The organism is Halomonas sp. H10-59, from assembly GCF_040070555.1.
Taxonomy (GTDB): Bacteria; Pseudomonadota; Gammaproteobacteria; order Pseudomonadales; family Halomonadaceae; genus Halomonas; species Halomonas litopenaei.
This window is the reverse complement of the sequence record NZ_CP098828.1, coordinates 4,672,929-4,697,874: the sequence shown is the minus strand read 5'-3', so window position 1 is coordinate 4,697,874 and position 24,946 is coordinate 4,672,929. Positions and strand designations below refer to the sequence as shown.

Here is a 24,946-nt window from a genome sequence, read left to right as displayed (position 1 = left end):
AATGCATGGGCTGGTGGGGTTCGTCGCCATGGGCGGTTGGACCGCCTGGGTAAGGGCGCGGCGCCTGTCATTGCGGTTCTCGCTTGGCGAAGGCGGCGCCTGACATTGCGCTTTCCGCTCAACGAAGGCGGCGCCTGAGTCCGGGGCGAACGATCAGCTCTCGCTGGCGCAGTCGGTGGCCGCGGCGCGGCGCCTGTCGCTGCGCTTCTCGGCGCGTAGGCCGATATAGAACACCACCATGCCGCCAAGGGCGAGCCCGGCGCCGACCAGGCCACTGGAGGACCAGGGCGCACCGGCCTTGATGGTCACCCCGGCCAGATAGGCGCCCAGCGCATTGGCGCAGTTGAAGGCGGCGTGATTCATCGAGGCGGCCATGGTCTGGGCGTCGCCGGCCACGTCCATCAGGCGTGTCTGCAGCGCCGGACCCAGCGCCATGCTGGTGCCGACCAGGCCGACGAACAGGATGCCGGTGTAAAGGTTGTCGGCGGCAAAGTAGAAGGCGCCCTGGACCACCAGGCACCACAGCAGGATGCGCGGCACCGCCTTCATCAGATTCTTGTCCGCTGCCCGGGCGCCCACCAGATTGCCGATGATGCCGCCGATGCCGAAGATCGCCAGCACCCAGGGGCCGACCATCTCGGGCATATCGGCCTGGGCGCGCAGGGTCGGTACCACATAGCTGAACACCGAGAACATGCCGCCAAAGCCGATGCTGGCCACGCCCAGGGTGTAGAGCACCCGCTGTTTGACCAGGGCGGTCAGTTCGCGCTTGGGGCTGGCCTTGACGTCATGCGGCTGACGCGGCACGAACAGCTTGATCAGGCCCATGGTGACAAAGGCCACGACGCCCACCGCGAAGAAGGCGAACTGCCAGCCGAACCACTGGCCGGCCCAGGTGGCCAGCGGCGCGCCGATCACGATGGCGCTGGTCAGCCCCAGCATGACCCGGCTGATGGCTCGGGCGCGTTCTTCCACCGGTACCGCTGCTGCGGCCACCAGGGCAGCCACGCCGAAGTAGGCGCCGTGGGGCAGGCCGGCAAGAAAACGCAGACCGACAAAGGGCCAGAAGCTGGTCGCCAGGGCGCTGGCGATGTTGCCCACGGCGAACACCAGCATCAGGCAGATCAGCAGGGTGCGCCGGGGCACCCGCGCGGCCAGCGCCGAGATCAGCGGCGCACCGACCACTACCCCCAGGGCATAGGCGGAGATGGCGTAGCCGACGTCGGCGGCGCTGACCGACAGGTCCTGGGCGACACGCTCCATCAAGCCCATGATCACGAACTCGCTGGTACCGATGCCAAAGCCACCGAGGGCCAGGGCGAGCTCCGCCAGGCGAGGATGACGAGCTCTGAGATGGGTGATGGAGATTGCCATCGGGCCTCCTGGAAAACGAAAACGATCCCGACGGGTGTCGAGATCGTAAATTTACGACAAAAGTATAAGGCATCCGAAAGGTGGGTTCTAGCGCCGAAAACGTCAATCTTGTCGATTAGGTAGGGCTAAAATGCGGGTAAGTGACGGTTATGTGTCGTCGAGCCGGGGAGCTCTCCAGCGCCACGGCGAGCTATCGTGTTGTTAATTTTACCACTGTGAAAAAGCGCTCAGCTTTAGCGCATTTCTGTTGAAGAAGTTTCACCTATTCGCAGTGTACTGTTTTTCTGTGCTCTTTTTTTGACACGACCAGCAGGCTGATCTCTTCAAAATTCTCCACTGCGCTTAACATTTGATTGAAAATCAATAGCCTGGCATGTGTTCACCGGCAAGTGATCGTGCCGATGTCGAGGTTCTAGTGTCGAGACGAGTGATGGCGGCGAGTGAGGAACGAACTACCTTAGTAGTTCAGTACCACCCGACTAAGTCCGTTGAGCCCCATTCCTCGGTTCAGCGGCGGTCGTCGTGGCGACGCCGAAACCGATGGTTCGGTGCACGCGCTGACGGCAGGGAGTCGACATGAAGGTCGAACTGCATCAGGCAAGGAGCGGCGACGCGACGCTGACCGAGCGCGTCGAGAAAGCCGGTGGCTGGCTGGTGGAGGCTGGACGCAAACGGCTGCTGGTCGCCGCCAACGCCCGCTGGCGGGCCGTCCGCGAGGCCACCAGCCTGCATGACGCCGATGACGCGATGGTCCAGGACCTGGGCCAGGGAAGGCTGCACGGTGTCTGCCAGAAGGGCCGGCTGTTCCAGCAGGCCCATCCCGAGGTCCCGGTGCTGCTGGATGCGGGGCGCTATCTGGTGGTGGACCTGCCCAGGTCCGAGGCCAACAGGATCAACAAGCCCCTTGAGCAAAGTGAAGCGCCCTGCTTCCGCCTGTTCCCTTTAAGCGAATCGACCCGTCTGTTTCGCCAGGTTGCGCCTCGTCGCGACGCTACAGGACCCCGGGCCGTCGATGCTGTCGTCGCGTCGGCCTCCCTGGCCCGCTACGTCACCCTGCTGAGTCAGCTGGTGTCCTATCCGACGCGCCTATCATCGAGCGCCGAGTACGCCCAGGCGGTGGACTGGGCCGAGTCTCAGCTGACCACGGCGGGGCTGGCCGTGGATCGCCAGCAGGTATCGCTGCCCGGCGGCGCAAGCAGCATCAACCTGCTGGCGCGGCTGCCGGGGCAGGCCGCCAGCCCCCGTCACTGGCTGGTGGTCGCTCACCTGGACAGCGTCAACCATCAGGGCGGTCCGTCCGCACCGGCGCCGGGCGCCGACGACAACGCCAGTGGCTCGGCGGCGCTGATGCTGATGGCCGAGGTGCTGGCCGGGCAGCGTTTCGATGATGACCTGAGCTTTGTGCTGTTCGGCGGCGAGGAGCAGGGGCTGCACGGTAGCCGCCAGTTCGTGGCGGGACTCTCCGCTGCTGAGCGGGGGCGCATCGCCGGGGTGCTCAATATGGACATGATCGGCTCGATCAACGCCACACCTGCGGCGGTACTGCTGGAAGGCGCGCCCCTCAGCCAGGACATGATCGATGGCCTGAGTGCGGCGGGAGGCCGCTTCACCGATCTCGAACTGCAGGTCTCGCTCAACCCCTTTGCCAGTGATCATGTGCCCTTTATCGACGCCGGCATCCCCGCCGTGCTGACCATCGAAGGGGCCGACGGCGCCAATGACGCCATCCACGGACCGAACGATGTCCTGGCCACGGTGGATCCGTCCTACGCCATGAAGATCGTGGCAATGAACCTGGGGTTTGTGGCCACCAGCGCCGGCCTGCACGCGGTCGACGCCCCACCCCTGCCGGAATGCCACTGTCGTGGCGACGAGCGCCACCACCTGGGCGACCCCTGGCGCCAGCTCGAGGCCCACCATGAAGCACTGCTGGCCCAGTATCGTCGCTGGCAGGGCCAAGGCGTCTGGTCGGCGCAGCTGGACGCCGGCTGGCGTCAGGCCTGGCAGCGGTTGGAGTTGCTGCGCTCGCGCAGGGGATGGGAGCGACGGTCTCGGTCGACAGGCCGTTGAACGAGCCAGTGGCAAGGCCGCTCACCCAGCCACTCAGCCAGCCACTCACCCAGCCACTCACCCAGCCACTCACCCAGCCAGTGATCGAGTGACGCCCCGGCGAGACGAGAACAGGCAAGACAAGATCAGGTAAAGCAAGACAAGACCGATCAGGAGGATGTGATGCCAAAGGACCTGTGCGGAGACTGGATCGAGATGCGCGAGGAAGGCATCGGCGACTGCACGGTGCTGCGGCACCCGGATTCGCCGGCTGTCACCCCCTCGCGGATGCCGCGAAGGCGCCTGTGTCTGCACCAGGACGGCGCCGTCGAGCTCCACACCGGAGACGCCGCCGACCGCCTTGCCTGCGATGCCCGTGGTCAGTGGCGGCGTGATGGCGATCAACTGCACCTGACACTGCCCGGTTGGGACGGTGACTACGATATCGATGCGCTGGAGGACGATCTTCTGATCATTACCCGTCATTGAGGCCACCAACGCCGCCAATACCGTGCGTTGTGGGGCCACTTGAGGCCAGTTGCTGGCCATTGAACCTGTACTCACGACGCCGACCGGCTGGCCGGCGGGGAGGCTTGCATGTCCGATAACACCACCCATCCGGAACGGTGTCGCTGTTGTGGCACCATGGCGGTTCACCGGCGACTGCTGGACCAGGACCCCGGTTATGCCAGGCGGCGATCGCGCATCGAGGAACACGCCTTTCGCGCCATGCGTGGCACCATCGTCCAGCGTCCGGGGTGCACCCGCATCCCGGTGGTCGTCCACGTGGTCTACAACACCGACGAGCAGAATATCTCGCGGGAGCAGATCGACAGCCAGATCGAGATCCTCAATGAGGACTTTCGCAAGGCCAATGCCGACGTCTCGACGGTACCTGCGCCCTTCGCGCCGGTGGCCGCCGATGCCAGGCTATTGTTTGCGCTGGCCACCAGCGATCCCGACGGCAACCCCACCGATGGCATCACCCGCACCCGCACCGACGTCAGCGGTTTTGTCGATGACGACAAGGTCAAGGCCGACGCCAGCGGCGGCAAGGATGCCTGGCCCGCAGACGAATACCTCAATATCTGGGTCTGCCCGCTTTCCGGTGGCCTGCTCGGCTACGCCCAGTTCCCCGGCGGACCCGCCGCCACCGACGGCGTGGTGGTGACCTACACCGGCTTCGGCAACATGGGCACCGCCCGGGCGCCGTTCGACCTGGGGCGCACCACTACCCACGAGATAGGCCACTGGCTCAATCTCTTTCATATCTGGGGAGACGACGGCACCGGCTGCTCTGGCTCGGACTTCGTCGACGACACCCCCAACCAGGGCGGCGCCAACCTGGGCAAGCCGACCTTTCCCAAGGTGTCCTGCGACAACGGCCCCGATGGCGACATGTTCATGAACTACATGGACTACGTCGACGACGACACCATGGTGATGTTCACCGAGGGCCAGGTGGCACGGATGCAGGCCTGCCTGGATGGCCCCCGCAGCGCCATCGGCGAGATGGTGTCGTGCACGCCGTTGCACCCCAAGGCACTGCCGAAGGACACCCCCAAGGAGTTCACCAAGGAACCGATCAAGGATCCGCCAAAAGAGCGGCCCAAGGATAACCCCAAGGAGTTCGTCAAGGAGCCGGTCAAGGAGAGCGTCAAGGAGGGACCGAAGGACCTGATCAAGGATGGCGGCAAAGACGGCATCAAGGACGGCATCAAGGACGGCATCAAGGACGGCATCAAGGACGGCATCAAGGACGGCGGCAAGGAGTTGCCCAAGGACAACCCCAAGGACTTTGGCAAGGATCCAGGCCTGGAGCCGGGCAAATGGAAGCCGCTTGACCCGCCTCCCAAGCAGATCTTCGAAGTGCCGACCAAGCAACTGGTGGAAGGCCCCGTGGGCGGCAAGCAGGCCTTCGAGAATCCGCTACCGGGGGGCTGGGGCAACCAGCCCATGCAACCGATGCAACCAGCCCAGCCGCTGCAGCCCTTTGTGCTGGCCACCGGTCAGGCGCCGTCGGGCGCCTCGCTCAAGCCGCCGGTGGCGGACGGCGGAGGCGAGCAGGATCAGAGCCAGGCGCTCCTTGGCGAGTACGCTCAACTGCTGGCGCAGTACGCCCAGCTCTACCAGCAGGGCATGCTCGATCAGCAGGGGATGCTGGCCTGGCAGCAGGCATGGGCGGCCTACGTGCAGCTTGGTGGACGGTGAGCGATGACAGGACCCGCGGGCACCCTGTCGGTGCCCGCCTTTTTCGAGGGAGCCGAGCATGATCCTGATCCTGTCGTTTGCCGACAATGCCCATGTCGAGCGGGTACTGCCCCATCTTCACTCGCCGGTGGAGGTGATCGACGTCGCCGACTTCCCCCGGCGTCTGGGAATCCTGGCCTACGCAGGTGCCAGCGGTGACAGCCTGTGGCTGGAACTTGGCGACGGGCGCCGGCTGGCCCTGGACGAGGTGCGCTCGGTATGGAACCGGCGCATCCGTTCCTTTGACCTGGACCCCGCCCTGGGCGGCGGCACCGAACGGCTGTTTGCCTGGTCCGAGACCCAGGAGGCGGTGCTTGGTCTGTGGTATGCCCTGGATAGCTTCTGGATGAACCATCCGCTGGCAGACGAACGCGCCCAGCGCAAGCTGACCCAGCATCGTCTGGCCCACCGGCTGGGGCTCGAGATCCCCGATACCCTGATCACCAATCGCCCGGACGCCGCTGCCGAGTTTATCGCTCGCCACGGCGACGGTGGAGTGGTGCGCAAGGCCTTTCGCAATATCGTCGAGGCGCCGCGAGAGACCCTCAAGGTCGGCCAGGACGAGATGGCCAGGCTCGAGGCGGTTCGTCTGGCGCCGGTGATCTTTCAGGAGTACATCCCGCTGGCGCTGGATCTGCGCGTCACCGCGGTGGCCGGCGAGATGTTCGCGACCGCCTTCAGGAGCGAGCCGCAGTACGAGGTCGACTACCGCAGTGGCGTGGGCAGCGCCGAGGTCTTCCCCTATACCCTGCCGGATGAGGTGGAGACCGGACTGCGCGCGCTGATGAGAGAGCTTGGACTGGCCTACGGCGCCATCGATCTAAGGGTCACACCCGAGGGGCGTCATGTATTCTTCGAGGTCAATCCGGCCGGCGAGTACCTGTTCGCCAGCGAGCGCAGCGGCCAACCGATTCCCCAGGCCATCGCCGCCGCCCTGGAGCGCGGCGGCGGCGAGTGGTGACGTCCCCGGCCGGTGGCAGCAGGGCCCCCGGTCGGTGTGATCAGGGCCCCGGACGGTATTAGGTCAGTAGGGTCCCTGGGACCCGTGGCCAGGGCTGGTGGATGAGTCTTCCTGCGAGTCGGCCGCCTGCGGGCCAAGCGCAAACTCCGATGCACGCTGGCGCACCGCCTGCATCATCAGGCTGACGTCGAGCCCCACCGCCACGAAGCTAGCGCCAAGGGAGAGATAGTGTCTGGCAAGCTCCGGGTCACCGGTGAGCACGCCGGCGGCCTTGCCGCTGGCAACGATGCGGGCGATGGCCTCGTTGATGGCGGCCTGGACCTCGGGATGGCCCGCGTCACCGAGGTGGCCCATGGAAGCGGCCAGGTCGGCGGGTCCGACAAAGACCCCGTCGACGCCGTCCACCGCGCAGATCGCTTCGAGGTTATCCAGCGCGGTCACGCTCTCCGCTTGGACCAGTAGGCAGATCTCGTCGTTGGCCCGATGCACATAGTCAGGCCGTGCATTCCAGCGTGACGCCCGGACGATGGCGGAGGCTTCACCTCGCACCCCGTCCGGTGGGTAGCGGGTGGCGGCGACCATGGCGCGGGCCTGCTCCGGGGTGTCGATCATCGGCACCAGCAGGGTCTGGGCGCCGATGTCCAGCAGTTGCTTGATCCGCGCCGTCTCGCCGTTCACCACCCGAACCACCGGGTGGCTGTCGTAGGCGGCGACCGCCTGCAGCTGGGCGAGCATGGAGCGCACATCATTGGGGCCGTGCTCGCCGTCGATCAGCAGCCAGTCGAAGCCGGCGCTGGCGCACATCTCTGCGCAGTAGGGGTCGCCCAGCGACAGCCACAGGCCGATTCTGGCCTGGCCACTGGCCATGGCGGTCTTGAAGGGATTGCCGGCGGGGACACCCGCGCAGTGGGAAGGGGTCATGGGCAGCGTCCTTGATGAGTGTCAATCGTCCAGCATCGCCTTGAGCCGACGGAACACCCCGGGGTCCTGGCGCAGCCCGTCGTGCTCGTACTCGTTGGTGATCCAGTAGCGTAGCCGCGGGATCGCCTCGGCGGTGGCCAGCGACAGCTCGGCGTCCACGTACATGTCGTCGAAGTAGATCAGCGCCGCCACCGGCACCCGGTTGGCGGCGAGCTGTCTGGCGTCGTAGAAGGGGCTGGCCAGAGGTCGCCGGGCCAGCTGGTGTACCGCCCCACGGAAGGGCTTGAGGGCGCGAATCTCGTCGAACATCCAGGGGTAGATCATCTCGCCGGTCAGCCTGAGCGGGCGATGACGCTCGTCGAACTGCGGCCCCTGCTGGCGCTCGGCGGCCCAGTCGCACAGGCGCTCAGGGTTGGCGTAGATGTTCTCGTGGATGGCGCCGAACAGCGGATTCTCGTCGAAGCCGGTCAGCGTCATCACCTCCACCAGAAAGTGATGGTTGAGGGCGCTTCGCGTGTCGTCGGTGAAGGCCTCCTCGAGCAGCCAGTGGAGCTGCTCGGCGCCGTCACCCATGCCCAGCATCAGTCCCAGGCTCTGGAAGCGGCGCACGCTCAGTCGGTCGCCGTCGGGCAGGCGGACATCGTGGTCCAGCAGATGGTCGGCGATGGCGTCGATCCGCTCGCGATCATCGGGAAAGCGCGCCAGATACGCCTCAAGCTTGCGCTCCACCCGACGGTGAGTGCGCCGATAGACCTCGTCGGGGTCGGCGTCGAGCGCCGGCAAGCCGCCGGTGATATAGCAGCGGCTCAGTCCCTGAGGCGCGTAGGACAGGTAGGTCAGGGTCAGAAAGCCGCCGTAGCTCTGGCCCAGCGTGGTCCAGGTGGCGCCCTGATAGCGGGTCTTGCGCAGGTGCTCGAAGTCCGCGACCACCGCGTGGGCGTCGAAGCAGGCCAGGTAGTCACCGCCTGCCTCGTCACTGTCGAAGGCGGCCATGGTGGCCTCGGTGATGCGCGAACTGCGTCCGGTGCCACGCTGGTCGGGCAGGATCACCCGATAGTGCTTGAGCGCCTCGTGCAGCCATCCCGGTCCATTGGCGGTGGGGCGTGGCGACTTGCCGCCTGGGCCACCCTGCAGGAACAGCAACAGCGGCAGTTCCTCGTCGACACGGTCTGACGCGCAGACCTCGCGGTAGAACAGGCTTAGGGTCTCGCCGCTGTCCGGGTGGGACCAGTCCAGCGGCACCTCGAGGCGATGGTCGCTGATGGAAAGGCCCGGGATGGCGTGGTCGGAAGGCATGCCTGCATCCTGTGTCGAAAGAGTGACGAGAGAGTATCCGGGCGGCCATGGCCGCCCGGTGCCGAAAGAGACAAGGTCGGCCAGCTTCTTGTTGCCAGCGCTGGCCGACCCTGGCGGTAGCTCAGTCTGCGCCGCGCATGGCCCGGCGAATGAACGGCAGGCAGGCCGCCAGCAGCAGGGCGCTGACGCCACCGATGGCCGCCATGGCAATAAAGTAGCCGACTTCGGTGTCCTCGGTATAGAAGGCGCCGAGCTTGCCGCCGGCGGCGAAGCCGAGCGCCAGCGAGAGAAAGAACAGTGCCATCATCTGGGTCTGGAAGGCCCGCGGTGCGAGCTTGGTGGTCACCGACAGCCCGATCGGCGACAGGCACAGCTCCGAGGCGGTGAAGCCCAGCAGCAACAGCACCAGCATGGCCAGCGGCATGTTCGACCCTTCGCTGCCGAGAAACGGCAGGTAGCCGAGGAAGGTGGCGCCGATGATCGCCATGGCGATCACGAACTTGCCGGCCGACGACGGCTGGCGCTTGCCCAGCGTCGTCCACAACCAGGCGAACACCCCCGAGAACAGGATGATGGTCAGCGCCTGCACCGATACCAGCCAACCCACCGGAATCTCCCAGCCGAACAGGCTGCGATCCACGCGCTGATCGAAGAAGGCGGTGATCACGGTGTAGGACTGGCTGTACAGCGCCCAGTAGGCGGCGCTGGTCAGAAACAGCGGAATGAACGCCAGCACCCGGCTGCGTTCCTCGGGGCTTACGTGGGTGGAGCGCAGGATCACCGCAAAGTAGCAGAGCGCCGCTACAGCGATGATGCCAAGCATCACCCCGGACAGATTGTCGGCACGAATCCAGCCCGCCAGGGCCGCGCCGACCACGAGGGCGAGCACCACCAGGGCGATACCCAGGTAGCGCTTGAGGGTCGCTGGCGCGATGGGGTCCGGCGCGGCCTTCTGATCATCGGGCAGCCCCTTGCGTCCCGCCGTGTACTGGGCCAGACCGATCGCCATGCCCACGGCGGCGATGCCGAAGCCATAGTGGAAGCCGGCGTTCTGCTGCAGCAGACCTGTCAGCAGCGGGCCGACGAAGCCGCCGATATTGATACCCAGATAGAAGATCGAGAAGCCGGCGTCGCGCCGGGGGCTGCCGGGCTCGTACAGGGACCCCACCAGCGCCGAGCAGGTGGCCTTGACCCCGCCGCTGCCCAGCGCCACCAGAATCAGGCCGGCGGTGACGCCGTAGACACCGGGCAGGATGGCCAGGGCGATATGCCCGAGCATGACCACAATGCCCGAATAGAACAGGGTGCGTTCGGCGCCGAACACCCGGTCGGCGAACCAGCCGCCGAGGATGGTGGCCAGATAGACCGAACTGCCGTAGGCACCGACGATACCGATGGCCACCGACTGGTCGATCGCCAGGCCCCCGCGGCTGGCCTCGTAGTACAGGTAGATCAACAGGATCGCCTGCATGCCATAGAACGAAAAGCGCTCCCACACCTCCATGCCGAACAGGGTGGCGAGAGGCCAGGGATGGCCGAAGAAGCGGCGTTTGCCGCTGTCGCCGTGCTGGCGGGCGGCGGCCTCGGTGGTTTTCATCGGGAGCTCCTGCTTTGACGAGAAAATCGGAACGAAAAATACATTTTCCGCCCATGAAAACCCTAAAGCGTTGCGAATTACAGGGCAAAACTCATGTCCGCGATCGGAAAGGCCACGACGAAAAACGACAAGCGGGAGCGAGGACGTTGGCTCACAGCAAAACGAGCGGAACTGCTGCTGCACAGTGATGCTCTGGAGACAGCCCGTCGTGGGGGAGAAGGCCTGCCTGGCTGGGCGGCACGGGCCCCGCCCCTTTCGACGCATAGCCCGCCCCTTTCGGCGCATAGGTAGTGCACGTTTAGCGTGCTACTATCCGCGCGAATGTGCAGGGATAACGTCAGAAGGCGACATGATAAGAACGTTTTTCAAGAAAAAGGTGGCCGAAACGCCACTTGGGAGCATCACCGTCCAGGACCGGACCATCACCGATCTGACGCCTCTGGGCAGCAAGCATTCTCCCGGCATGACCAAGGCCGGCAGGCTGTCGTTTGCCGGCTGGATGAACGGTCGCAAGGTCAAGGTCTATAGCGCCTTCTCGCCGCGTCAGATCGCGTTGAGTCACGCCATTCGCGAACTGCCGGCGTCGGGGCTCAGCTTCCCGGCGATACTCGCCCACGACGACGAGCTGGTCGTCGAAGAGTGGATCCAGGGCCCGTCTCTCAAGCAGCTCGAACGCTCCAGGGCAGACAAGGCGCCTATCGCCGCGGCGGCGGAGGCGGTGAGTCGTTTTCTCGAGATGGCGCAGTCGGACGAGCGCTATCGCGCCCTGGCCGACGAGCACGCCGGGGCCTTCTGTTACATTGACGACTACCTGCTCAGACGGGTGGACGGCTGGAAGCACCTGGATGCGATCGGTGGCTTTCTGGCCCGCTGGCAGCGTGAGGACGAGCGCCACCGCGCAGCGGTGGGCGCCAGGCTCAGCCACCCTGACCTGTCGCTGGCCAATATCGTGATGGAAGAAGGCAGCGGCCGTTTTGTGGTGATCGACAACGAACTGGTCGGGGTCGGTCCGGGCTGGGTCATCGACTGGCACAATTCCTTCCTCAAGCGGCGCAGCATGGCCGATGCCCCCGTCGTGCCCGAGGCCATCCGCCCCTTCATCGACCTGACCTGGCGCCTGCGTCTGCTCGGGTCCGCACTGTCCACCGGCAAGCTTCATCGCGCCATCGAGCAACTGGACGCCGAGACCGCGCCGAGCTGGTAATGCCCACAACAAGGCGCTGCAGGCCCCCACCGGCAGCGCCTTCCCGCCTCTCGATTGCTTTCCTTCCCGTCGAGTCCCTGGCCGGGGTTCGACTACCTGTTCAGCAGGCCCCAACCCCATACCCCATACCCCATACCCCACCATTGGCTAGTTGCCATTTGCGCTGCGAGTACGGTTGTGCTTTATTGTTCACATCGCACGCAGAATTGCGTGCAATCCTGACAAGGCCGCCAGACGGTCGATAACAACACCAACAATCAGGGTCGTCGCTTGCTTGGCGACCTCAGGAGAAACGGGATGCTCCCGCAGCGTGATCTGGTCGGCTACGCCGATACTCCCCCCACCGGGGCCTGGCCCAACGGCGCCCGCCTGGCGGTCAATATCGTGGTCAACTACGAGGAGGGCTCTGAAAGGTCCTTCGCCATGGGCGACGACGACCAGGAGTCGATGACCGAGTGGGGGAGTTACGTAACTCCCGCTGGTACCCGTAATCTGGCGATGGAGTCGATGTACGAGTACGGCTCGCGGGTCGGCATCTGGCGCATCCTCGACATCCTGCGCGAGGCCGACGTGCGTTCGACCTTCTTTGCCTGCGCGGTGGCGCTGGAGCAGAACCCCCGCGTTGCCCGTGTCGCCAGCGCCGATGGCCACGAATTCTGCAGCCACGGCTATCGCTGGGAGGAGGTCTTTCGCCTCAGCGAAGACGAGGAACGCGAGCACATCCGCCTCGCCATCGAGTCGATCACCGCCACCACCGGCAAGCGCCCTGTGGGCTGGTACTGCCGCTACGGACCCAGCGTGCGTACCCGGCGCCTGCTGGTGGAAGAGGGTGGCTTCCTCTACGACTCCGACGCCTACAACGACGACGTACCCTACTTCACCGAGGTGGCGGGCAGTCGTCAGCTGGTGGTGCCCTACACCACCGACATGAATGACTTCCGATTCTGGCTTTCTCCTGGGCTTACCTCGGGGCGCGAGTTTCTCGACAACCTCAAGGAAGGCTTCGACGTGCTGTTCGAGGAGTCGGCCCGCGGCCCCAGGATGATGTCTGTCGGCCTGCATCCGCGCATGGTCGGGCGCCCCGGCAAGATTCGCGCGCTCAAGGACTTTATTGCCTATGCCCAGGCCCACGAGGGCGTATGGTTCGCCACCCGTGAAGAGATCGCCCGGGCCTGGCTTGCCCGGGAAGGTGAAGCGACCGGCGTCGTCTGACGTCGCCGATGAACCCCGTGTTTTCTGCTGTACCCGCAACAACGACAATAACCAGAGGAAATATCCCATGAGCCTTTCCTACAAGACCTTCTCCAAGCGTTCCCTGGTGCTGGCCACCGCCCTTTCCGCCGGCCTGGCAGCAGGCGGCGTGATGGCCGAAACCCTCAAGGTCGGTGCCAACATCGGCAACCTGCCCTGGGAGTTCCAGGACGACAGCGGTGACTACGTCGGCTTCGAGATCGACCTGGTCAACGAGGTCGGCAGCCGCCTGGGCTACGACGAGGTCGAGATCAGCAACATTCCGTTCAATGGCCTGTTCTCGGCGGTACAGTCTGGGCGCATCGACGTGGCGGTGTCCTCCATCACCATCACCGACGAGCGTCTGGAGTCGGTGTCCTTCGCCCAGCCCTACTACGACAGCGACCAGTCCCTGGCGACCCACACCAGCAAGGGCATCAGCGGGCTCGAGGACCTGGACGGCAAGGTGGTCGGCGTCGATACCGGCTCCACCGGCGACATCTGGACCAGCGAGAACCAGGAGCAGTACGGCATCAAGGAAATCCGTCGTTATGAAGGCCTGCAGCCGGCCATGCTGGACCTGTCCAGCGGCCGCCTGGACGCCTACATCTCCGACATTCCGGCGGTGCAGTACTACGTGCGTGACAAGCCCAGCCTCGAGGTGGTCAGCCGCATCCCCAGCGGTGAGCAGTACTCGATGATGTTCGCCAAGGACGCCGAGCTTGCCGCCAAGGCCAGCGAAGTGATCAGCGAACTCAAGCAGGAAGGCTTTGTTGCCGAGCTGCACGAGACCTGGTTCGGCGCCGCTCCGGATGCCGGCACCAGCACCGTCGAAGTGCGCGATATGCCTTCCGCCCAGTAAACCTGGCCCAGCAAGTCCCGTGGCCGCGGCGGTGACCGCCGCGGCCAGCGTATTACCCTCGATCGTGGAGACGATCCATGGACCTGGTCCAGACATTCTTCAACTGGGAGGTGCTGGTGCGCACCTTCCCGATGCTCCTGCAGGGGCTCGGCATGACCCTGATGCTGGGCTTTCTGAGCATCCTGCTGGGGCTGATCGGCGGGCTGGGGCTGGCGCTGTTGCGCCTCTACGGCCCCAAGCCGCTGCGTTTTCTCACCATCGCCTACATCGATGTCTTTCGCTCACTGCCGGTGCTGGTGTGGCTGGTCATCGTCTACTACGCGCTGCCGTTCGTCGGCATCACCCTGTCACCGTTCGCCGCGGCCTGTACCGCCCTGACCATGATCTCCAGCGCCTACGCCGCCGAGATCTACCGCGCCGGTATCGAGGCGGTGCCACGGGGCCAGTTCGAGGCCGCCCAGTCGATCGGCCTTAGCCAGTATCGGGTGATGTGCGACGTGGTCCTGCCCCAGGCGATCCGGCTGATCATTCCGCCGCTGACCAGCAACTGCATCAACGTGATGAAGGACACCGCCCTGGCCTCGGTGGTGGCCATGCCCGACCTGCTCAAGCAGGCCACCCAGGCCCAGGCGCTGGCGGCCAACCCGACACCGCTGATCGGCGCGGCGCTACTCTACCTGGCGGTGCTGCTGCCACTGGTGCGCCTGGTCGGTCTGCTCGAGAAACGCTTCGCCCAGGGCCGGGCCTGACAGGAGAACTGCCATGATCAATGAAACCCGGACAACCCAGGGCACTACCCAGGGCACTACCCAGGGCACTACCCTTCCCCCGCTCGAGGCTGGTCTGCCCGAGGCGCCCAGAGCGATCATCTCGCTCGAAGGGGTCAACAAGTACTACGGCGACTTCCACGCCCTCAAGAACATCGACCTCAAGGTACGCGAAGGCGAGGTGGTGGCGATCCTCGGCCCGTCGGGCTCCGGCAAGTCGACGCTGATCCGCTGCATCAATCATCTGGAGGCCTACAGCGCCGGCGACATCTACGTCGACAGCGTGCGGGTCCAGCCCGGCCCCGAGCTGATCGAAGTGCGCAAGGACGTCGGCATGGTGTTCCAGAGCTTCAACCTGTTTCCCAACATGACGGTGCTGGAGAACGTGACCCTGGGACCGATCCGGGTGCGTGGCATGAGCCCGGGGGATGCCCAGGCGCGGGCCAAGGAGTTGCTGGAAAAGGTCGGCATCGCCGAGCAGATGTACAAGTATCCAAGCGCCCTGTCCGGCGGTCAGCAGCAGCGGGTCGGCATCGCCCGGGCGCTGGCCAATGAGCCGCGCGTGTTGCTGTTCGATGAGCCCACCTCGGCGCTGGACCCGGAGATGGTCGGCGAGGTGCTCGACGTCATCAAGACCCTGGCCGGCACCGGCGTGACCATGCTGCTGGTGACCCACGAGATGGGCTTCGCCCGCCATGTCGCCGACCGGGTGATCTTCATGGAGGCCGGCCAGATCGTCGAGGAAGGCGCTCCCGAACAGATCTTCTCGGCGCCGCAGGAAGACCGAACCCGCGCCTTTTTCCAGTCGGTGCTGGCTCACTGAACCGTGGCGCCTGTTCGACGGCTGGCTCGGCGCTTGTTTCGCCCCAGCCTTGTCTCTCGACGTCCATGTATCGCCTCTCGACCCCAATTCAAGGACTTCCCATGTCACTCGATTCATCCTCAGACGCTCGCCTTGATCTGACACACGTCAGAGCCCAGTTTCCCTCGCTTGAAAGCGACTGGGTGTTCATGGACAACGCCGGCGGCGCCCAGGTGCCGAAAATGGTGGTGGAGCGGATCAGCGACTACCTGCTGGGCGACAACGTGCAGCTCGGCGCGAGCTACGCCCCCAGCCAGAATTCCAAGGCCAAGGTCGACGCTGGTCGCCAGGCGGTGGCGACGCTGGTCAATGCTCGCCACGTGGAAGAGCTGGTGTTCGGTCCCAGTTCGACCATCCAGTTCCGCCTGCTGGCCGACGCCATGGCCAGCCAGTTCGCCCCGGGCGACGAGATCATCGTCACCAACACCGACCACGAGAGCCACGTCGGCCCCTGGATGCGCCTCGAGCAGCGCGGCGTCAAGCTGCGCTTCTGGAACTGCAATCCCGAGACCCTGGAGCTGGAGCTGGACACCCTGGCGGAACTGCTCAACGAGCGCACCCGCCTGGTCTGCGTAACCCACGTCTCCAACCTGCTCGGCACCATCAATCCGATCAAGCGGATCGCCGCCATGGCCCACGACGCCGGTGCTCGCATCTGTGTCGATGGGGTGGCCTTCGCCCCGCACCGGGCCATCGACGTCCAGGACTGGGATGTCGACTACTATGGCTTCAGTCTTTACAAGGTATTCGGTCCCCACCACGCGGTGCTCTATGTGAAAAAGGAGTGCCTGCTGGAGTTGGATAATATCTACCATCATTTCTTCACACGTGAGCAGATTCCAGGAAAGATGGAGCCGGGAAATCCCAACTACGAGCTGACCTACGCCGCCACCGGTATCCTGGATTATCTGACCTCGCTGACGGGCGATAGTGGTGAAAGTGATAAGCGGAAAAAGCTGGAAACATCCTTCGATGCCATCGCCAACCATGAAGCGATATTGAGCAAGAAGCTGCTCGATTATCTTTCTGGAAAAGAAGGCATTCGCATCATCGGGAGGCGGGATGCCGATATCGAACATCGCGTCGCGACCATCAGCTTTACCGTGGAAGGGCATCAGTCTGACGAGATCGTGCGCAAGATCGACGAGGCCAAGGTAGGAATCCGCTACGGCGACTTCTACGCCCGCCGCCTGACCGAGGACCTCGGTCTGATGGACATCCAGGGCGTGGTGCGGGTGTCCATGGTGCACTACAACACCGAGGCCGAGGTGGACCGACTGATCGAGGCGCTGGACGCAGCGCTCTGATGGCGTGGGCCAGAATCTGGCAATGACGTCGTGGAAATGCAGAAAAGGGGCTTCTGGCCCCTTTTCTGCTACGCATATTCCAGGCTCAGGGCCGGCCTTGTCTCCTGCTTGCGTTGGTTTTTCGGCCTGGCCGGCCCTTTAGACCAGCGGATCGTCGATGTCGATATCGTAGATGTTGGCCTCGGCGCGGCGGCGCTCGGACAGGTCCAGGCTGTAGAAGATGTGGCGACAGTGCTCCATCATCGACGCGGCGGCGCCCTCGGCGTCGCGCTTCTCGATCAGGTCGACCAGGGACTGATGCTCGTGGGTAAGGCACAGCACGCCGGTGGAGCGTTCGTAGAGCGACTGGATGATGCAGAAGCGTCGAATGATCGGGCGCACGATGGCAATCAGCTCGTCATTGCCGGTCAGCTCCGCCAGCATCAGGTGAAAGTCACCGGAGATGCGATTGACGCTGGGCTGGTGCTCCTCGAAGACCTGGTGCTCCAGCGCCAGGTGGCGACGTAGCGTGGCGATACCTTCGGCGTCGATGCGCTCGCAGGCGATCCGCGCTACTGCGCCCTCGATATGCAGCCGCGTCTCGAAGATATCGTAGGCTTCCTTCACCGATGGCAGCGAGACGAAGGCGCCCCGGTGCATCTCGAAGCGTACCAGGCGTTCCGCCGTCAGCCGATTTAGTGCGCGACGTACCCGGCTACGCGGCGTCTTGAAGGCACTGGCGAGCTTGGCTTCGTTCAAACGCTCGCCGGGACGCAGACGCTTGTCGATCAGGGCGTCGACGATGCGGTCATAGACGAGCTCCTCGGCCAGGGCTTCCGGCTTGGATGGTGCAGCGGAGGTGGCGTCACTCGTCATGGCATTGTCTCGCCAGAAGGCTCGCCCATCATCAGGGGAAAATCACCGGGATGGTTGAGCATTGTGAAAGGTGAAATAGCGTCAATTTACGGCCGTCGTGCAAGGGACAGATTATCACGATGTCACTCGAACGGTAACGTTGGATCGACCAAAGTTCAGGCGCCCAGTGTGCTGCATTTTTGCCATCCGGTCAGCCAGGGCGTACTACTATGAGCAAGCTTCTCGATAACTCCGGACGAACCAGGAAGGATCGGGTAGCGTCCCTTGCCTCGTTCTGGCGCCCGGCTGGGGGTGAGGTTTGCTGTTCCGCTGCCACCAAGGAACGATCAGATGCAGACATTGAAGCCTTCCATCAAGGCGAGCGTGGCGGTATTTGACGACGCCCTGATGAGTCAGGTGCGCGCTCGCTTTCACCACGTCGACCGCTGCCCCTACACCGGCCCCCGGATATTCTTCGAGAACGCCGGCGGATCTCTGACGCTCAAGGCCGTGGTGGCACGCATGGCAGAAGTGGCCGCGCTGCCGGACAACGATCATCGCGACAATGACGCTTCCCGGGCCATTTCGTGCATGATCGATGAAGGCCGTCACGCCATGGCCAGCCTGCTGGGGGTGGAGGACGGCATCGTGTTTGGCGGCGAGACCGGCACCGAGTGCCTGTTCCGGGTGATTCGCGCCGCCGCCAGTGCCGCGCCAGCGGGTGGCAACATCGTCGCCTGCGAGCTCGAGCACCCCGCCACCTTTGACGCCACCGCGCAGTGGGCAAGGCGCACCGGCAGGCAGCGGTTGACGGTGCCCTTCGATCCGCATCAGGGGCGCGCCACCGCCGAGGACTATGCCCGCGTCGTGACGCCGGAGACCCGTGTGGCCACCATTTTGCACACCAGCCCGGTGACCGGCATGACCCAGGACGTGGCCGCCATCGCCGAGGCGATTCGCGTCATCGCACCGGACTGCTACATCATCGTCGATGGCATCCAGCATGCCCCCCATGGTGCGTTGTTGGTATCGCACTACGGCGTCGATGCCTACGCGGTGTCGCTGTACAAGGTGTTCTGCCCGTTCAACGACGGCTACGCCTGGGTCTCGCCGCGACTGAGCTGCGTCGATCATGATCGCCTGGCGGGCAAGCCGGAAGACGCCTGGGAGCTCGGTAGCCGCGATCCTGCCGCCTGGGCCGGCGCCCACGAGATGGTCCGCTATCTCGAGTGGTTGGGAGGACATTTCACTGACAAGAGCGAGCGCCGGCAGCGGCTACTGGCCACCGGCCAGGCCATGCATGATCAGGAGGCGGCGCTGATGCGTCGGCTGATCGACGGCGCCGATGGCGTCACCGGACTCAGGGACCTGCCCGGAGTGACCCTGATCGGCGAGGCGGACTCGCCCTGGCGGGAGGGGGCGGTCTCGTTTTGCGTGAAGGACCGAGACGCACTGGAGATCGTCGCCGAGCTTGGCGAGCGTGGCATTCGCGTCCACGCCCGCAAGGACGACGCCTACTCCGGCAATATCCTGCGCCCCCTGGGCCTGCCCTCGGTCACCCGGGTGTCATTGGCCCACTACAACACCCTGGAGGAAGTGGACGCCTGTCTGGCGGCGCTGAAGGACGTCCTCGGAGCCTGAATCTGGCGGCCCCGCCGAATTGCCCATTCCGGGCGCCGCTGATCAGACCTGGCTTGCCAGGACACCGAGTTCAGGCGAGGGCTTCGACGCGCACTCGCCGAAGACACGCTTGGCGCAGCCCTGGCAGACGTCTGGATCCAGCGCCGGGGTAATGGAGGTGATGGCCGCCTCGGTGGTCTCGAAGAAGCGCGCTTCGCCGATTCGCTTCAGATCCCCGCGACGGCACAGCTCATCCATCACCGTACCCTTGAGCGAGCTGATCATCAGCTCGCCCCCCTGGTCCGTCAGGCGACGGACCTCCTGCAGCAGCATCTCCACGCCCGCCGTGTCGATGAAATTGATGCCCTTGCCGATGATCAGCGCACGGGAGCCCGGCTCGGCGGTGAAGGCGCGAAGATGCCGCTGTACGTGGTCGGTGGCGCCGAAGAACAGCGAGCCGTCGATGCGCAGTATCTTGAGCTGTGGACACTGCTCGAGCTGGTAGCGCCTGACGTTGCGGATGATCCGCCGGGGATGATCCTGGCGCGGCGCCACTTCCAGCACGGTGGGACGAGAGGTGCGCTTTAGATAGAGCACCAGTGACAGCAGCACGCCGATATAGATGGCGAACTCCAGTGCCACCAGCAGGGTAGCGGAGACGGTAGCGACCAGCACCATCGCCTCGTGGCGACTGACGCGTACCAGATGGACGATGTGCTGGACGTCGATCAGGTTCCAGGCGATCAACAGGATGCCTCCAGCCATGGCGGGTAGCGGCAGGTAGGCGGCGATGCCCGGGGCGAAGATCAGGATCAGCGATAGCAGCAGGGCGGCGAACACCGAGGCCAGCGGAGTGCGGGCGCCTGCGTCGTAGTTGGCACCGGAGCGGGTGAAGGAGCCCGAACTGGCGTAGCAGGAGAAGAACCCCCCCACGATATTGGACAGGCCCTGGCCGATGAATTCCTGATTGCCGTCGATCACCTGACGCGAGCGCAGGGCAATGGCGCGGGCGATGGATACCGCTTCGATCAGCCCCAGCAGGGCAATGGCGAAGGCGCCGGAGGTCAGCACGCGCAGGCTGTCCGGCGTCAGTTCGGGCAGCGTAACGGGTGGCAGGGTCCCGGGCAGGGCGCCGACCAGCGCCACACCGTGGGCGGCGCCATCCATCAACCAGCAGGCCAGGCTGCCGGCGGCCAGGCCCAGCAGCAGGTGAGGACTACGACGATGGAGGCGTCGTGCTACCAGCGAGGTGATCAGCGAGATCAGCCCGATGGCCAATGCGTAGAGGTTGATATCCGGCAGCGCCCGGAACAGCGCTGACAGCTCGGCCAGGAATCCCTGAGCGTCGATGGACACGCCAAGCAGGTGCTCCATCTGACTGGTGGCGATCAGGATGGCCGCACCAGAAGTGAAGCCGATGACCACCGTGTGGGAGATGAAACTCACCAGATTGCCGAGGCGCAAGAGCCCCATGGCCAGCTGGATCAGTCCGACCAGGAGCGTGATGGTCAGTGCCGCTCCCAGGTATTGGTCGGGTGTCAGCGTGCCGAGGCCGCCGATCACGCTGGCCAGCACGATGGAGAGCGCCGCGGTGGGGCCTGAGATCATGTGCCAGGAACTGCCGAACAGCGCGGCCACCGTGGCCGCGACGATCGCCGTGTAGAGCCCGACCTCCGGTGGCAGTCCGGCGATGAAGGCATAGGCCACACCCTGTGGCAGTACCAGGATGGCGCCGGTCAGGCCCGCCATCATGTCCGCCGATAGGGTGCGGCGGTCGAGGCCTCGTCCCCAGCGCAGGAAGTGCAGATAACGCTTGGGGGAAGACGCCATGGCGGAACCTCAGGTGGGCAGAAGTAAGGGGTCGGGCAAGCCTAGAGAAATGCGGGTATCCTGAAAAACAAAATTTTTTGCGCTTCCTGAACAAAAAAACCGCATAGGTGAGCCGTGGATACCCAACTGCTGAAGACCTTTCTCGAGGTCAGCCGGCTGCGCAATTTCGGCAAGGCCGCAGAGAGCCTCTGTGTCTCGCCCTCGACGGTCAGCGCACGCATTCGTCAACTCGAGGCGCAGCTGGGGTTGTCGCTGTTCAGCCGCGGCCATCACCACATCGGTTTGACCCCGGCCGGGGAGCGCATGGAGCGTCACGCCCGCTTTCTGCTCGACGCCTGGGAAAGAGCCTACGAGGACACCGCCCTGAGCGAGCGGCACCAGCGGCGTCTGGTGGTGGCGGGGGTCGCCAGCCTCTGGGATATCTTCCTGCAGGACTGGCTCGCCACCATCTATCGCGCCTACCCGACCCTGGGCGTTCGTGCCGAAGAGAGCACCCCGCTGCGGGTGGTCGAGAAGCTGGAGCGCAACATGGTCGACGTCGGCTTCCTCTACGACACCCCGCGCATCAGTGGCGTAGGGGTCGAGGAGGTGGCGACCATCCCGCTGGTGATGGTCTCAAGCCAGCCGGATAGAAGCGCCGAGCAGGCGGTGGGCGAAGGCTACATCCGGGTCGAGTGGGGCACGGCGTTTGCCAGCATCCACGAGAGCAGCTTTCCGCAGCGCCAACTGGCGCGAGGCAGGGTCAACAGCGGCCGCATCGCCCTCGGCCTGCTGCTTGAGTGTGGCGGCGCCGCCTACCTGCCGCAGGACATCGTCGCCCCCTGGTGTGACCGGCAGCGGCTGTTCGTGGTCAAGGACGCGCCCGTCATCGAGCTAAAGGCCTATGTGGCCTACCACTGGCACGGCGAGCACCGCGAATTGATCGGCGAGTTGATCGAGCATCTGGGGTGATCTGCTATGGAGTCTGTGTTGCTTGCGCAGGTCGCTGCGTCATCGTGCCTGGTGTCTTGGCATCATCACCCTGTCGGATCATCGAACCATGACCATCCGGTTCTCCAAAAACCGCTGGAACACGGTTGAGCCAAGTCGCCCCTACCCACACTGATCGACTTGGAAAAACGGTGGATACAAAAAGCGAAAAGTCCCAGTGAAACCACCGAGGCTGTAGCGCCGACCGGGAACTCCCAATCCACTTGATTCACAGTCAAGTGGATGCGCTAACCAGGGTCAAGGCGTCTTCTGTGCTGAATGCTCGGCTGGCCTTGGCGGATACAGCGGCCCTCACTCAATATTCTGAATCTGCTCGCGCATCTGCTCGATCAGCACCTTCAATTCCACCGCGCAGCGGGTGGTGTCGGCGACCACGGACTTGGATGACAGGGTGTTGGCCTCGCGGTTCAGCTCTTGCATCAGGAAGTCCAGGCGGCGGCCGATGGGGCCCTTTTGCTTGAGCTGGCGGCCGACTTCGGTGACGTGGGTATCGAGGCGGTCGAGCTCCTCGGCGACGTCGGCCTTCTGGGCCATCAGCACCACCTCGGCCTCGAGCCGGTGGGGGTCGAGCTCGACGTTGAGGTTGGCGAGCTTCTCCTCGAGCTGGGTGCGCTGGCGTTCGAGGATCTGCGGCATCCTTTCGCGTACCTCGGCCACCAGCTCATGGATGGCCGCCAGGCGCTCCTCGATCAGCGCCTTGAGCTGCTCGCCTTCCCGCGCACGGCCTTCCACCAGGTCATTCAGGGCCTGCTTGAACATCTGGTTGGCGGCTTGCTTGACCGCGTCCAGATCGAGCCCACCGCCTTCGAGCACCCCAGGATGGCCGAGCATGGCCAGGGCGTCGGGCATGTGCACCTCGGGCAGGGTGGCGCGTACCTCGGCCAGTGCCGATGACAGGGCGGTGAGGCGCTCGTGGTTGACGCTCAGGCTGTCGCTCTTGTCGCTGGCATCGAAGCGCAGGGTGCACTCGATCTTGCCCCGGGCCAGGCGCTTGCGCAGGGCGTCGCGGAAGCCGGGTTCGAGGTCACGCAGGGCCTCGGGCAGACGGAAGTGCGGCTCCAGGTAGCGCTGGTTCACGCTGCGCAGCTCGAGCTGCAGGCTGCCCCACTCGGCCTCGAGGTCCTGGCGCGAAAAGGCGGTCATGCTGTGAACCATGGCGGGTCTCCTGGCGATTTCCTGGTGTCGGGCACGGTGGTGTCGCAGGGCCGTCGAGGGTGGGCTCGACACCGGTGAGCGCAGTGTACCCGATTCATCGGCCAAGGCGTGTAGAATGGGCGGCCTTCGTTTTCCATTCCATGATCGACGTCGTCCCCTTCGCTGCGCCAGGCGATGCCGCGGCAAGAGGCGTGTCGACCAAGAGAGGTGCCATGTCCACGGACATCCGTCGTCCCAGCGGACGCGCTTTTGACCAGACTCGCGAGATTCGTCTCACCCGTGACTACACCCGCCACGCCGAAGGCTCGGTGCTGGTCGAGTTCGGTGATACCAAGGTGCTGTGCAACGCCAGCGTCGAGGCCGGCGTGCCGCGCTGGTTGCGGGGCAAGAAGCAGGGCTGGGTCACCGCCGAGTACGGCATGCTGCCGAGAGCGACCCACTCGCGCAGCGGGCGCGAGGCGTCACGCGGCAAGCAGGGCGGTCGCACCCTGGAGATCCAGCGTCTGATCGGGCGTTCGCTGCGCGCGGCGGTGAACCTGAAGAAGCTTGGCGAGTTCACCATCACCGTGGACTGCGACGTGATCCAGGCCGATGGTGGCACGCGTACCGCTTCGATTACCGGGGGCTGCGTGGCACTGATCGACGCCATCCGCTACCTGCAGCGCGAGAAGCTGATCAAGACCGACCCCTTTTCGCAGCTGGTAAGCTCGGTGTCGGTGGGGCTCTATCGCGGTCAGCCGGTGGTGGATCTCGACTACCCGGAAGACTCCAGCGCCGATACCGACATGAACGTGGTGCTGAGCGAATCCGGCGAGCTGATCGAAGTCCAGGGCACCGCGGAGTCCGGCACCTTCACCCGTGGTCAGCTCAACGCCATGCTGGATCTGGCCGAAAAGGCCGGGAACGAACTGTTCGAGCACCAGCGTGAGGCGCTCGGCAATCGCGCCTGAGCGGTCGCCGTGACGAGATGCGTCGCATGAACGAAGGCGCCGGCCCCCTGAGGGGCCGGCGCTTTCGTGTCCGGCCCCGGACCCGGGCCAGACGGCGACGAAGGGAGGCTTACAGTTGCAGGTCGTACTCGACGATCAGCGGCGCGAACTCCGAGAAGGTGGCGTCGTAGTCGATCCAGGCGTCGGTGATATGGCGACGGAAGTTCGGCCCGACGATCTGGTAGTCCAGGCGCCAGCCCTCCTGACGGGAGCGCGGCTGATCCTGGTCCAGCGCCGGCCACCAGGTGTACTCGTCACCGTCGCGGTTGATCTCGCGGAAGGTGTCGATGAAGCCGGTGGGGCCGAACACCTGGTCCATCCAGGCGCGCTCTTCGGCCTTGAAGCCGGGCGTCGTCTGGTTGTCGGCCCAGTTGGCCAGATCGATGGTCTTGTGGGCGATGTGCCAGGTGCCGCAGATGATGTACTCGCGGCGCTTGCGAGCCATCTTCGACAGGTACTCCTGGTACTGAGCCATGAACGCCTGCTTGGCGTCAGGATCGCTGCCGTCGGGCATCAGGAAGCTGGCGATCGAGAAGCGATCGTAGTCGGCCTGCAGAAAGCGTCCTTCATGGTCGCACTGGGGGAAGCCCAGGCCGTACATGATGGCCTTGGGGATCTTGCGGCAGTAGAGGCCGACCCCTGAGAAACCGTCCTGTTCGGCGTCGAGGAAGTAACCCTCGTAGCCCTCAGGATAAAGAATGCTGTCGTCCAGCTCGAAGCTTTTGGCCTTGATGTTCTGGACGCAGACAACGTCGGCGTCCTGGTTGGCGAGCCAGTCGAGAAAGCCTCGACCGACGGCCTCGCGGATGCCGTTTACATTGATGGTGGCGATTTTCATACGTGGTCCC

At 64.8% G+C, this 24,946-nt stretch carries 21 protein-coding genes; 13 read left to right on the top strand and 8 right to left on the bottom strand.

The window, feature by feature from the left end; genetic code table 11:
- Window positions 1-153: 153 nt before the first annotated feature.
- Complete coding sequence (locus tag NFG57_RS20445) at window positions 154-1,374, bottom strand: MFS transporter (protein ID WP_348815088.1); 1,221 nt, start codon at window positions 1,372-1,374, stop codon at window positions 154-156.
- A gap of 576 nt (window positions 1,375-1,950) precedes the next feature.
- Between NFG57_RS20445 and NFG57_RS20440 the strand changes: the two genes are divergently transcribed.
- The 4 genes from NFG57_RS20440 to NFG57_RS20425 all read left to right on the top strand — a co-directional run bounded on the left by NFG57_RS20440 (window position 1,951) and on the right by NFG57_RS20425 (window position 6,634).
- Complete coding sequence (locus NFG57_RS20440) at window positions 1,951-3,444, top strand: M28 family metallopeptidase (RefSeq protein ID WP_348815087.1); 1,494 nt, start codon at window positions 1,951-1,953, stop codon at window positions 3,442-3,444.
- A gap of 162 nt (window positions 3,445-3,606) precedes the next feature.
- On the top strand, window positions 3,607-3,912 hold the full coding sequence (locus NFG57_RS20435) for a hypothetical protein (RefSeq protein WP_045991662.1): 306 nt from the start codon (window positions 3,607-3,609) through the stop codon (window positions 3,910-3,912).
- A gap of 108 nt (window positions 3,913-4,020) precedes the next feature.
- Entirely contained in the window at window positions 4,021-5,634 is a 1,614-nt protein-coding gene (locus NFG57_RS20430) for a M43 family zinc metalloprotease (protein ID WP_348815086.1), read from the top strand.
- 58 nt (window positions 5,635-5,692) lie between these two features.
- A complete protein-coding gene (locus NFG57_RS20425; RefSeq protein WP_348815085.1) occupies window positions 5,693-6,634 on the top strand; it encodes an MvdC/MvdD family ATP grasp protein in 942 nt (313 codons plus the stop codon).
- A gap of 63 nt (window positions 6,635-6,697) precedes the next feature.
- Here NFG57_RS20425 and hpaI read toward each other — a convergent pair whose 3' ends face one another.
- From hpaI to NFG57_RS20410, 3 genes are all read right to left on the bottom strand, one after another.
- On the bottom strand, window positions 6,698-7,555 hold the full coding sequence (hpaI, locus tag NFG57_RS20420; protein WP_348815084.1) for a 4-hydroxy-2-oxoheptanedioate aldolase: 858 nt from the start codon (window positions 7,553-7,555) through the stop codon (window positions 6,698-6,700).
- 21 nt (window positions 7,556-7,576) lie between these two features.
- On the bottom strand, window positions 7,577-8,851 hold the full coding sequence (locus tag NFG57_RS20415; RefSeq protein WP_108131986.1) for an alpha/beta fold hydrolase: 1,275 nt from the start codon (window positions 8,849-8,851) through the stop codon (window positions 7,577-7,579).
- A 121-nt stretch (window positions 8,852-8,972) separates the two neighbouring features.
- Window positions 8,973-10,448 (bottom strand): peptide MFS transporter, encoded by a 1,476-nt coding sequence (locus NFG57_RS20410; RefSeq protein WP_045991666.1) that lies wholly within the window; start codon window positions 10,446-10,448, stop codon window positions 8,973-8,975.
- Between the two features lie 349 nt (window positions 10,449-10,797).
- Here NFG57_RS20410 and NFG57_RS20405 point away from each other — a divergent pair, with 349 nt between their 5' ends.
- The 6 genes from NFG57_RS20405 (at window position 10,798) to NFG57_RS20380 (ending at window position 16,680) form a co-directional block, all read left to right on the top strand.
- Window positions 10,798-11,652 (top strand): hypothetical protein, encoded by an 855-nt coding sequence (locus NFG57_RS20405; protein ID WP_348815083.1) that lies wholly within the window; start codon window positions 10,798-10,800, stop codon window positions 11,650-11,652.
- Window positions 11,653-11,949: 297 nt separating this feature from the next.
- Entirely contained in the window at window positions 11,950-12,864 is a 915-nt protein-coding gene (locus NFG57_RS20400; RefSeq protein ID WP_108131988.1) for an allantoinase PuuE, read from the top strand.
- Between the two features lie 67 nt (window positions 12,865-12,931).
- Window positions 12,932-13,744: a transporter substrate-binding domain-containing protein gene (locus NFG57_RS20395; protein ID WP_213229512.1), complete on the top strand. Its 813-nt coding sequence runs from the start codon at window positions 12,932-12,934 to the stop codon at window positions 13,742-13,744.
- A 77-nt stretch (window positions 13,745-13,821) separates the two neighbouring features.
- Window positions 13,822-14,493: an amino acid ABC transporter permease gene (locus NFG57_RS20390; protein WP_108131989.1), complete on the top strand. Its 672-nt coding sequence runs from the start codon at window positions 13,822-13,824 to the stop codon at window positions 14,491-14,493.
- Between the two features lie 13 nt (window positions 14,494-14,506).
- Window positions 14,507-15,334: an amino acid ABC transporter ATP-binding protein gene (locus tag NFG57_RS20385; RefSeq protein WP_348815082.1), complete on the top strand. Its 828-nt coding sequence runs from the start codon at window positions 14,507-14,509 to the stop codon at window positions 15,332-15,334.
- Window positions 15,335-15,435: 101 nt separating this feature from the next.
- Window positions 15,436-16,680: a cysteine desulfurase-like protein gene (locus NFG57_RS20380; protein ID WP_348815081.1), complete on the top strand. Its 1,245-nt coding sequence runs from the start codon at window positions 15,436-15,438 to the stop codon at window positions 16,678-16,680.
- A gap of 138 nt (window positions 16,681-16,818) precedes the next feature.
- Here the strand turns inward: NFG57_RS20380 and NFG57_RS20375 are convergent, their stop codons facing one another.
- Window positions 16,819-17,535 (bottom strand): GntR family transcriptional regulator, encoded by a 717-nt coding sequence (locus tag NFG57_RS20375; RefSeq protein WP_348815080.1) that lies wholly within the window; start codon window positions 17,533-17,535, stop codon window positions 16,819-16,821.
- Window positions 17,536-17,865: 330 nt separating this feature from the next.
- Here NFG57_RS20375 and NFG57_RS20370 point away from each other — a divergent pair, with 330 nt between their 5' ends.
- Window positions 17,866-19,155 carry an aminotransferase class V-fold PLP-dependent enzyme gene (locus tag NFG57_RS20370; RefSeq protein WP_348815079.1) on the top strand — a complete coding sequence of 430 codons (1,290 nt, stop codon included), beginning with the start codon at window positions 17,866-17,868 and terminating at the stop codon, window positions 19,153-19,155.
- 42 nt (window positions 19,156-19,197) lie between these two features.
- Here NFG57_RS20370 and NFG57_RS20365 read toward each other — a convergent pair whose 3' ends face one another.
- Window positions 19,198-20,964, bottom strand: coding sequence for a SulP family inorganic anion transporter (locus NFG57_RS20365; RefSeq protein WP_348815078.1), 1,767 nt, complete (start codon window positions 20,962-20,964; stop codon window positions 19,198-19,200).
- A gap of 114 nt (window positions 20,965-21,078) precedes the next feature.
- Between NFG57_RS20365 and NFG57_RS20360 the strand changes: the two genes are divergently transcribed.
- Window positions 21,079-21,915, top strand: a complete 837-nt coding sequence (locus NFG57_RS20360) for a LysR family transcriptional regulator (RefSeq protein ID WP_348815077.1) — start codon at window positions 21,079-21,081, stop codon at window positions 21,913-21,915.
- A 330-nt stretch (window positions 21,916-22,245) separates the two neighbouring features.
- On the opposite strand, the gene NFG57_RS20355 is transcribed toward NFG57_RS20360, so the two are convergent.
- Window positions 22,246-23,109, bottom strand: coding sequence for a YicC/YloC family endoribonuclease (locus NFG57_RS20355; RefSeq protein ID WP_222516286.1), 864 nt, complete (start codon window positions 23,107-23,109; stop codon window positions 22,246-22,248).
- A 212-nt stretch (window positions 23,110-23,321) separates the two neighbouring features.
- Here NFG57_RS20355 and rph point away from each other — a divergent pair, with 212 nt between their 5' ends.
- Window positions 23,322-24,059 (top strand): ribonuclease PH, encoded by a 738-nt coding sequence (rph, locus tag NFG57_RS20350; protein WP_045992108.1) that lies wholly within the window; start codon window positions 23,322-23,324, stop codon window positions 24,057-24,059.
- A 109-nt stretch (window positions 24,060-24,168) separates the two neighbouring features.
- Here rph and NFG57_RS20345 read toward each other — a convergent pair whose 3' ends face one another.
- Window positions 24,169-24,936, bottom strand: a complete 768-nt coding sequence (locus NFG57_RS20345; protein WP_045992107.1) for an exodeoxyribonuclease III — start codon at window positions 24,934-24,936, stop codon at window positions 24,169-24,171.
- Window positions 24,937-24,946 lie beyond the last annotated feature (10 nt).

Bases quoted from the DNA above. Each gene is read 5' to 3' on its own strand.
- NFG57_RS20410 (WP_045991666.1), bottom strand. From the start codon at position 10,448: ATGAAAACCACCGAGGCCGCCGCCCGCCAGCACGGCGACAGCGGCAAA.
- NFG57_RS20355 (WP_222516286.1), bottom strand. From the start codon at position 23,109: ATGGTTCACAGCATGACCGCCTTTTCGCGCCAGGACCTCGAGGCCGAG.
- NFG57_RS20370 (WP_348815079.1), top strand. From the start codon at position 17,866: ATGCAGACATTGAAGCCTTCCATCAAGGCGAGCGTGGCGGTATTTGAC.
- rph (WP_045992108.1), top strand. From the start codon at position 23,322: ATGTCCACGGACATCCGTCGTCCCAGCGGACGCGCTTTTGACCAGACT.
- NFG57_RS20395 (WP_213229512.1), top strand. From the start codon at position 12,932: ATGAGCCTTTCCTACAAGACCTTCTCCAAGCGTTCCCTGGTGCTGGCC.
- NFG57_RS20400 (WP_108131988.1), top strand. From the start codon at position 11,950: ATGCTCCCGCAGCGTGATCTGGTCGGCTACGCCGATACTCCCCCCACC.
- NFG57_RS20435 (WP_045991662.1), top strand. From the start codon at position 3,607: ATGCCAAAGGACCTGTGCGGAGACTGGATCGAGATGCGCGAGGAAGGC.
- NFG57_RS20365 (WP_348815078.1), bottom strand. From the start codon at position 20,964: ATGGCGTCTTCCCCCAAGCGTTATCTGCACTTCCTGCGCTGGGGACGA.
- hpaI (WP_348815084.1), bottom strand. From the start codon at position 7,555: ATGACCCCTTCCCACTGCGCGGGTGTCCCCGCCGGCAATCCCTTCAAG.
- NFG57_RS20375 (WP_348815080.1), bottom strand. From the start codon at position 17,535: ATGACGAGTGACGCCACCTCCGCTGCACCATCCAAGCCGGAAGCCCTG.
- NFG57_RS20430 (WP_348815086.1), top strand. From the start codon at position 4,021: ATGTCCGATAACACCACCCATCCGGAACGGTGTCGCTGTTGTGGCACC.
- NFG57_RS20445 (WP_348815088.1), bottom strand. From the start codon at position 1,374: ATGGCAATCTCCATCACCCATCTCAGAGCTCGTCATCCTCGCCTGGCG.
- NFG57_RS20390 (WP_108131989.1), top strand. From the start codon at position 13,822: ATGGACCTGGTCCAGACATTCTTCAACTGGGAGGTGCTGGTGCGCACC.
- NFG57_RS20385 (WP_348815082.1), top strand. From the start codon at position 14,507: ATGATCAATGAAACCCGGACAACCCAGGGCACTACCCAGGGCACTACC.
- NFG57_RS20345 (WP_045992107.1), bottom strand. From the start codon at position 24,936: ATGAAAATCGCCACCATCAATGTAAACGGCATCCGCGAGGCCGTCGGT.
- NFG57_RS20415 (WP_108131986.1), bottom strand. From the start codon at position 8,851: ATGCCTTCCGACCACGCCATCCCGGGCCTTTCCATCAGCGACCATCGC.
- NFG57_RS20380 (WP_348815081.1), top strand. From the start codon at position 15,436: ATGTCACTCGATTCATCCTCAGACGCTCGCCTTGATCTGACACACGTC.
- NFG57_RS20425 (WP_348815085.1), top strand. From the start codon at position 5,693: ATGATCCTGATCCTGTCGTTTGCCGACAATGCCCATGTCGAGCGGGTA.
- NFG57_RS20405 (WP_348815083.1), top strand. From the start codon at position 10,798: ATGATAAGAACGTTTTTCAAGAAAAAGGTGGCCGAAACGCCACTTGGG.
- NFG57_RS20440 (WP_348815087.1), top strand. From the start codon at position 1,951: ATGAAGGTCGAACTGCATCAGGCAAGGAGCGGCGACGCGACGCTGACC.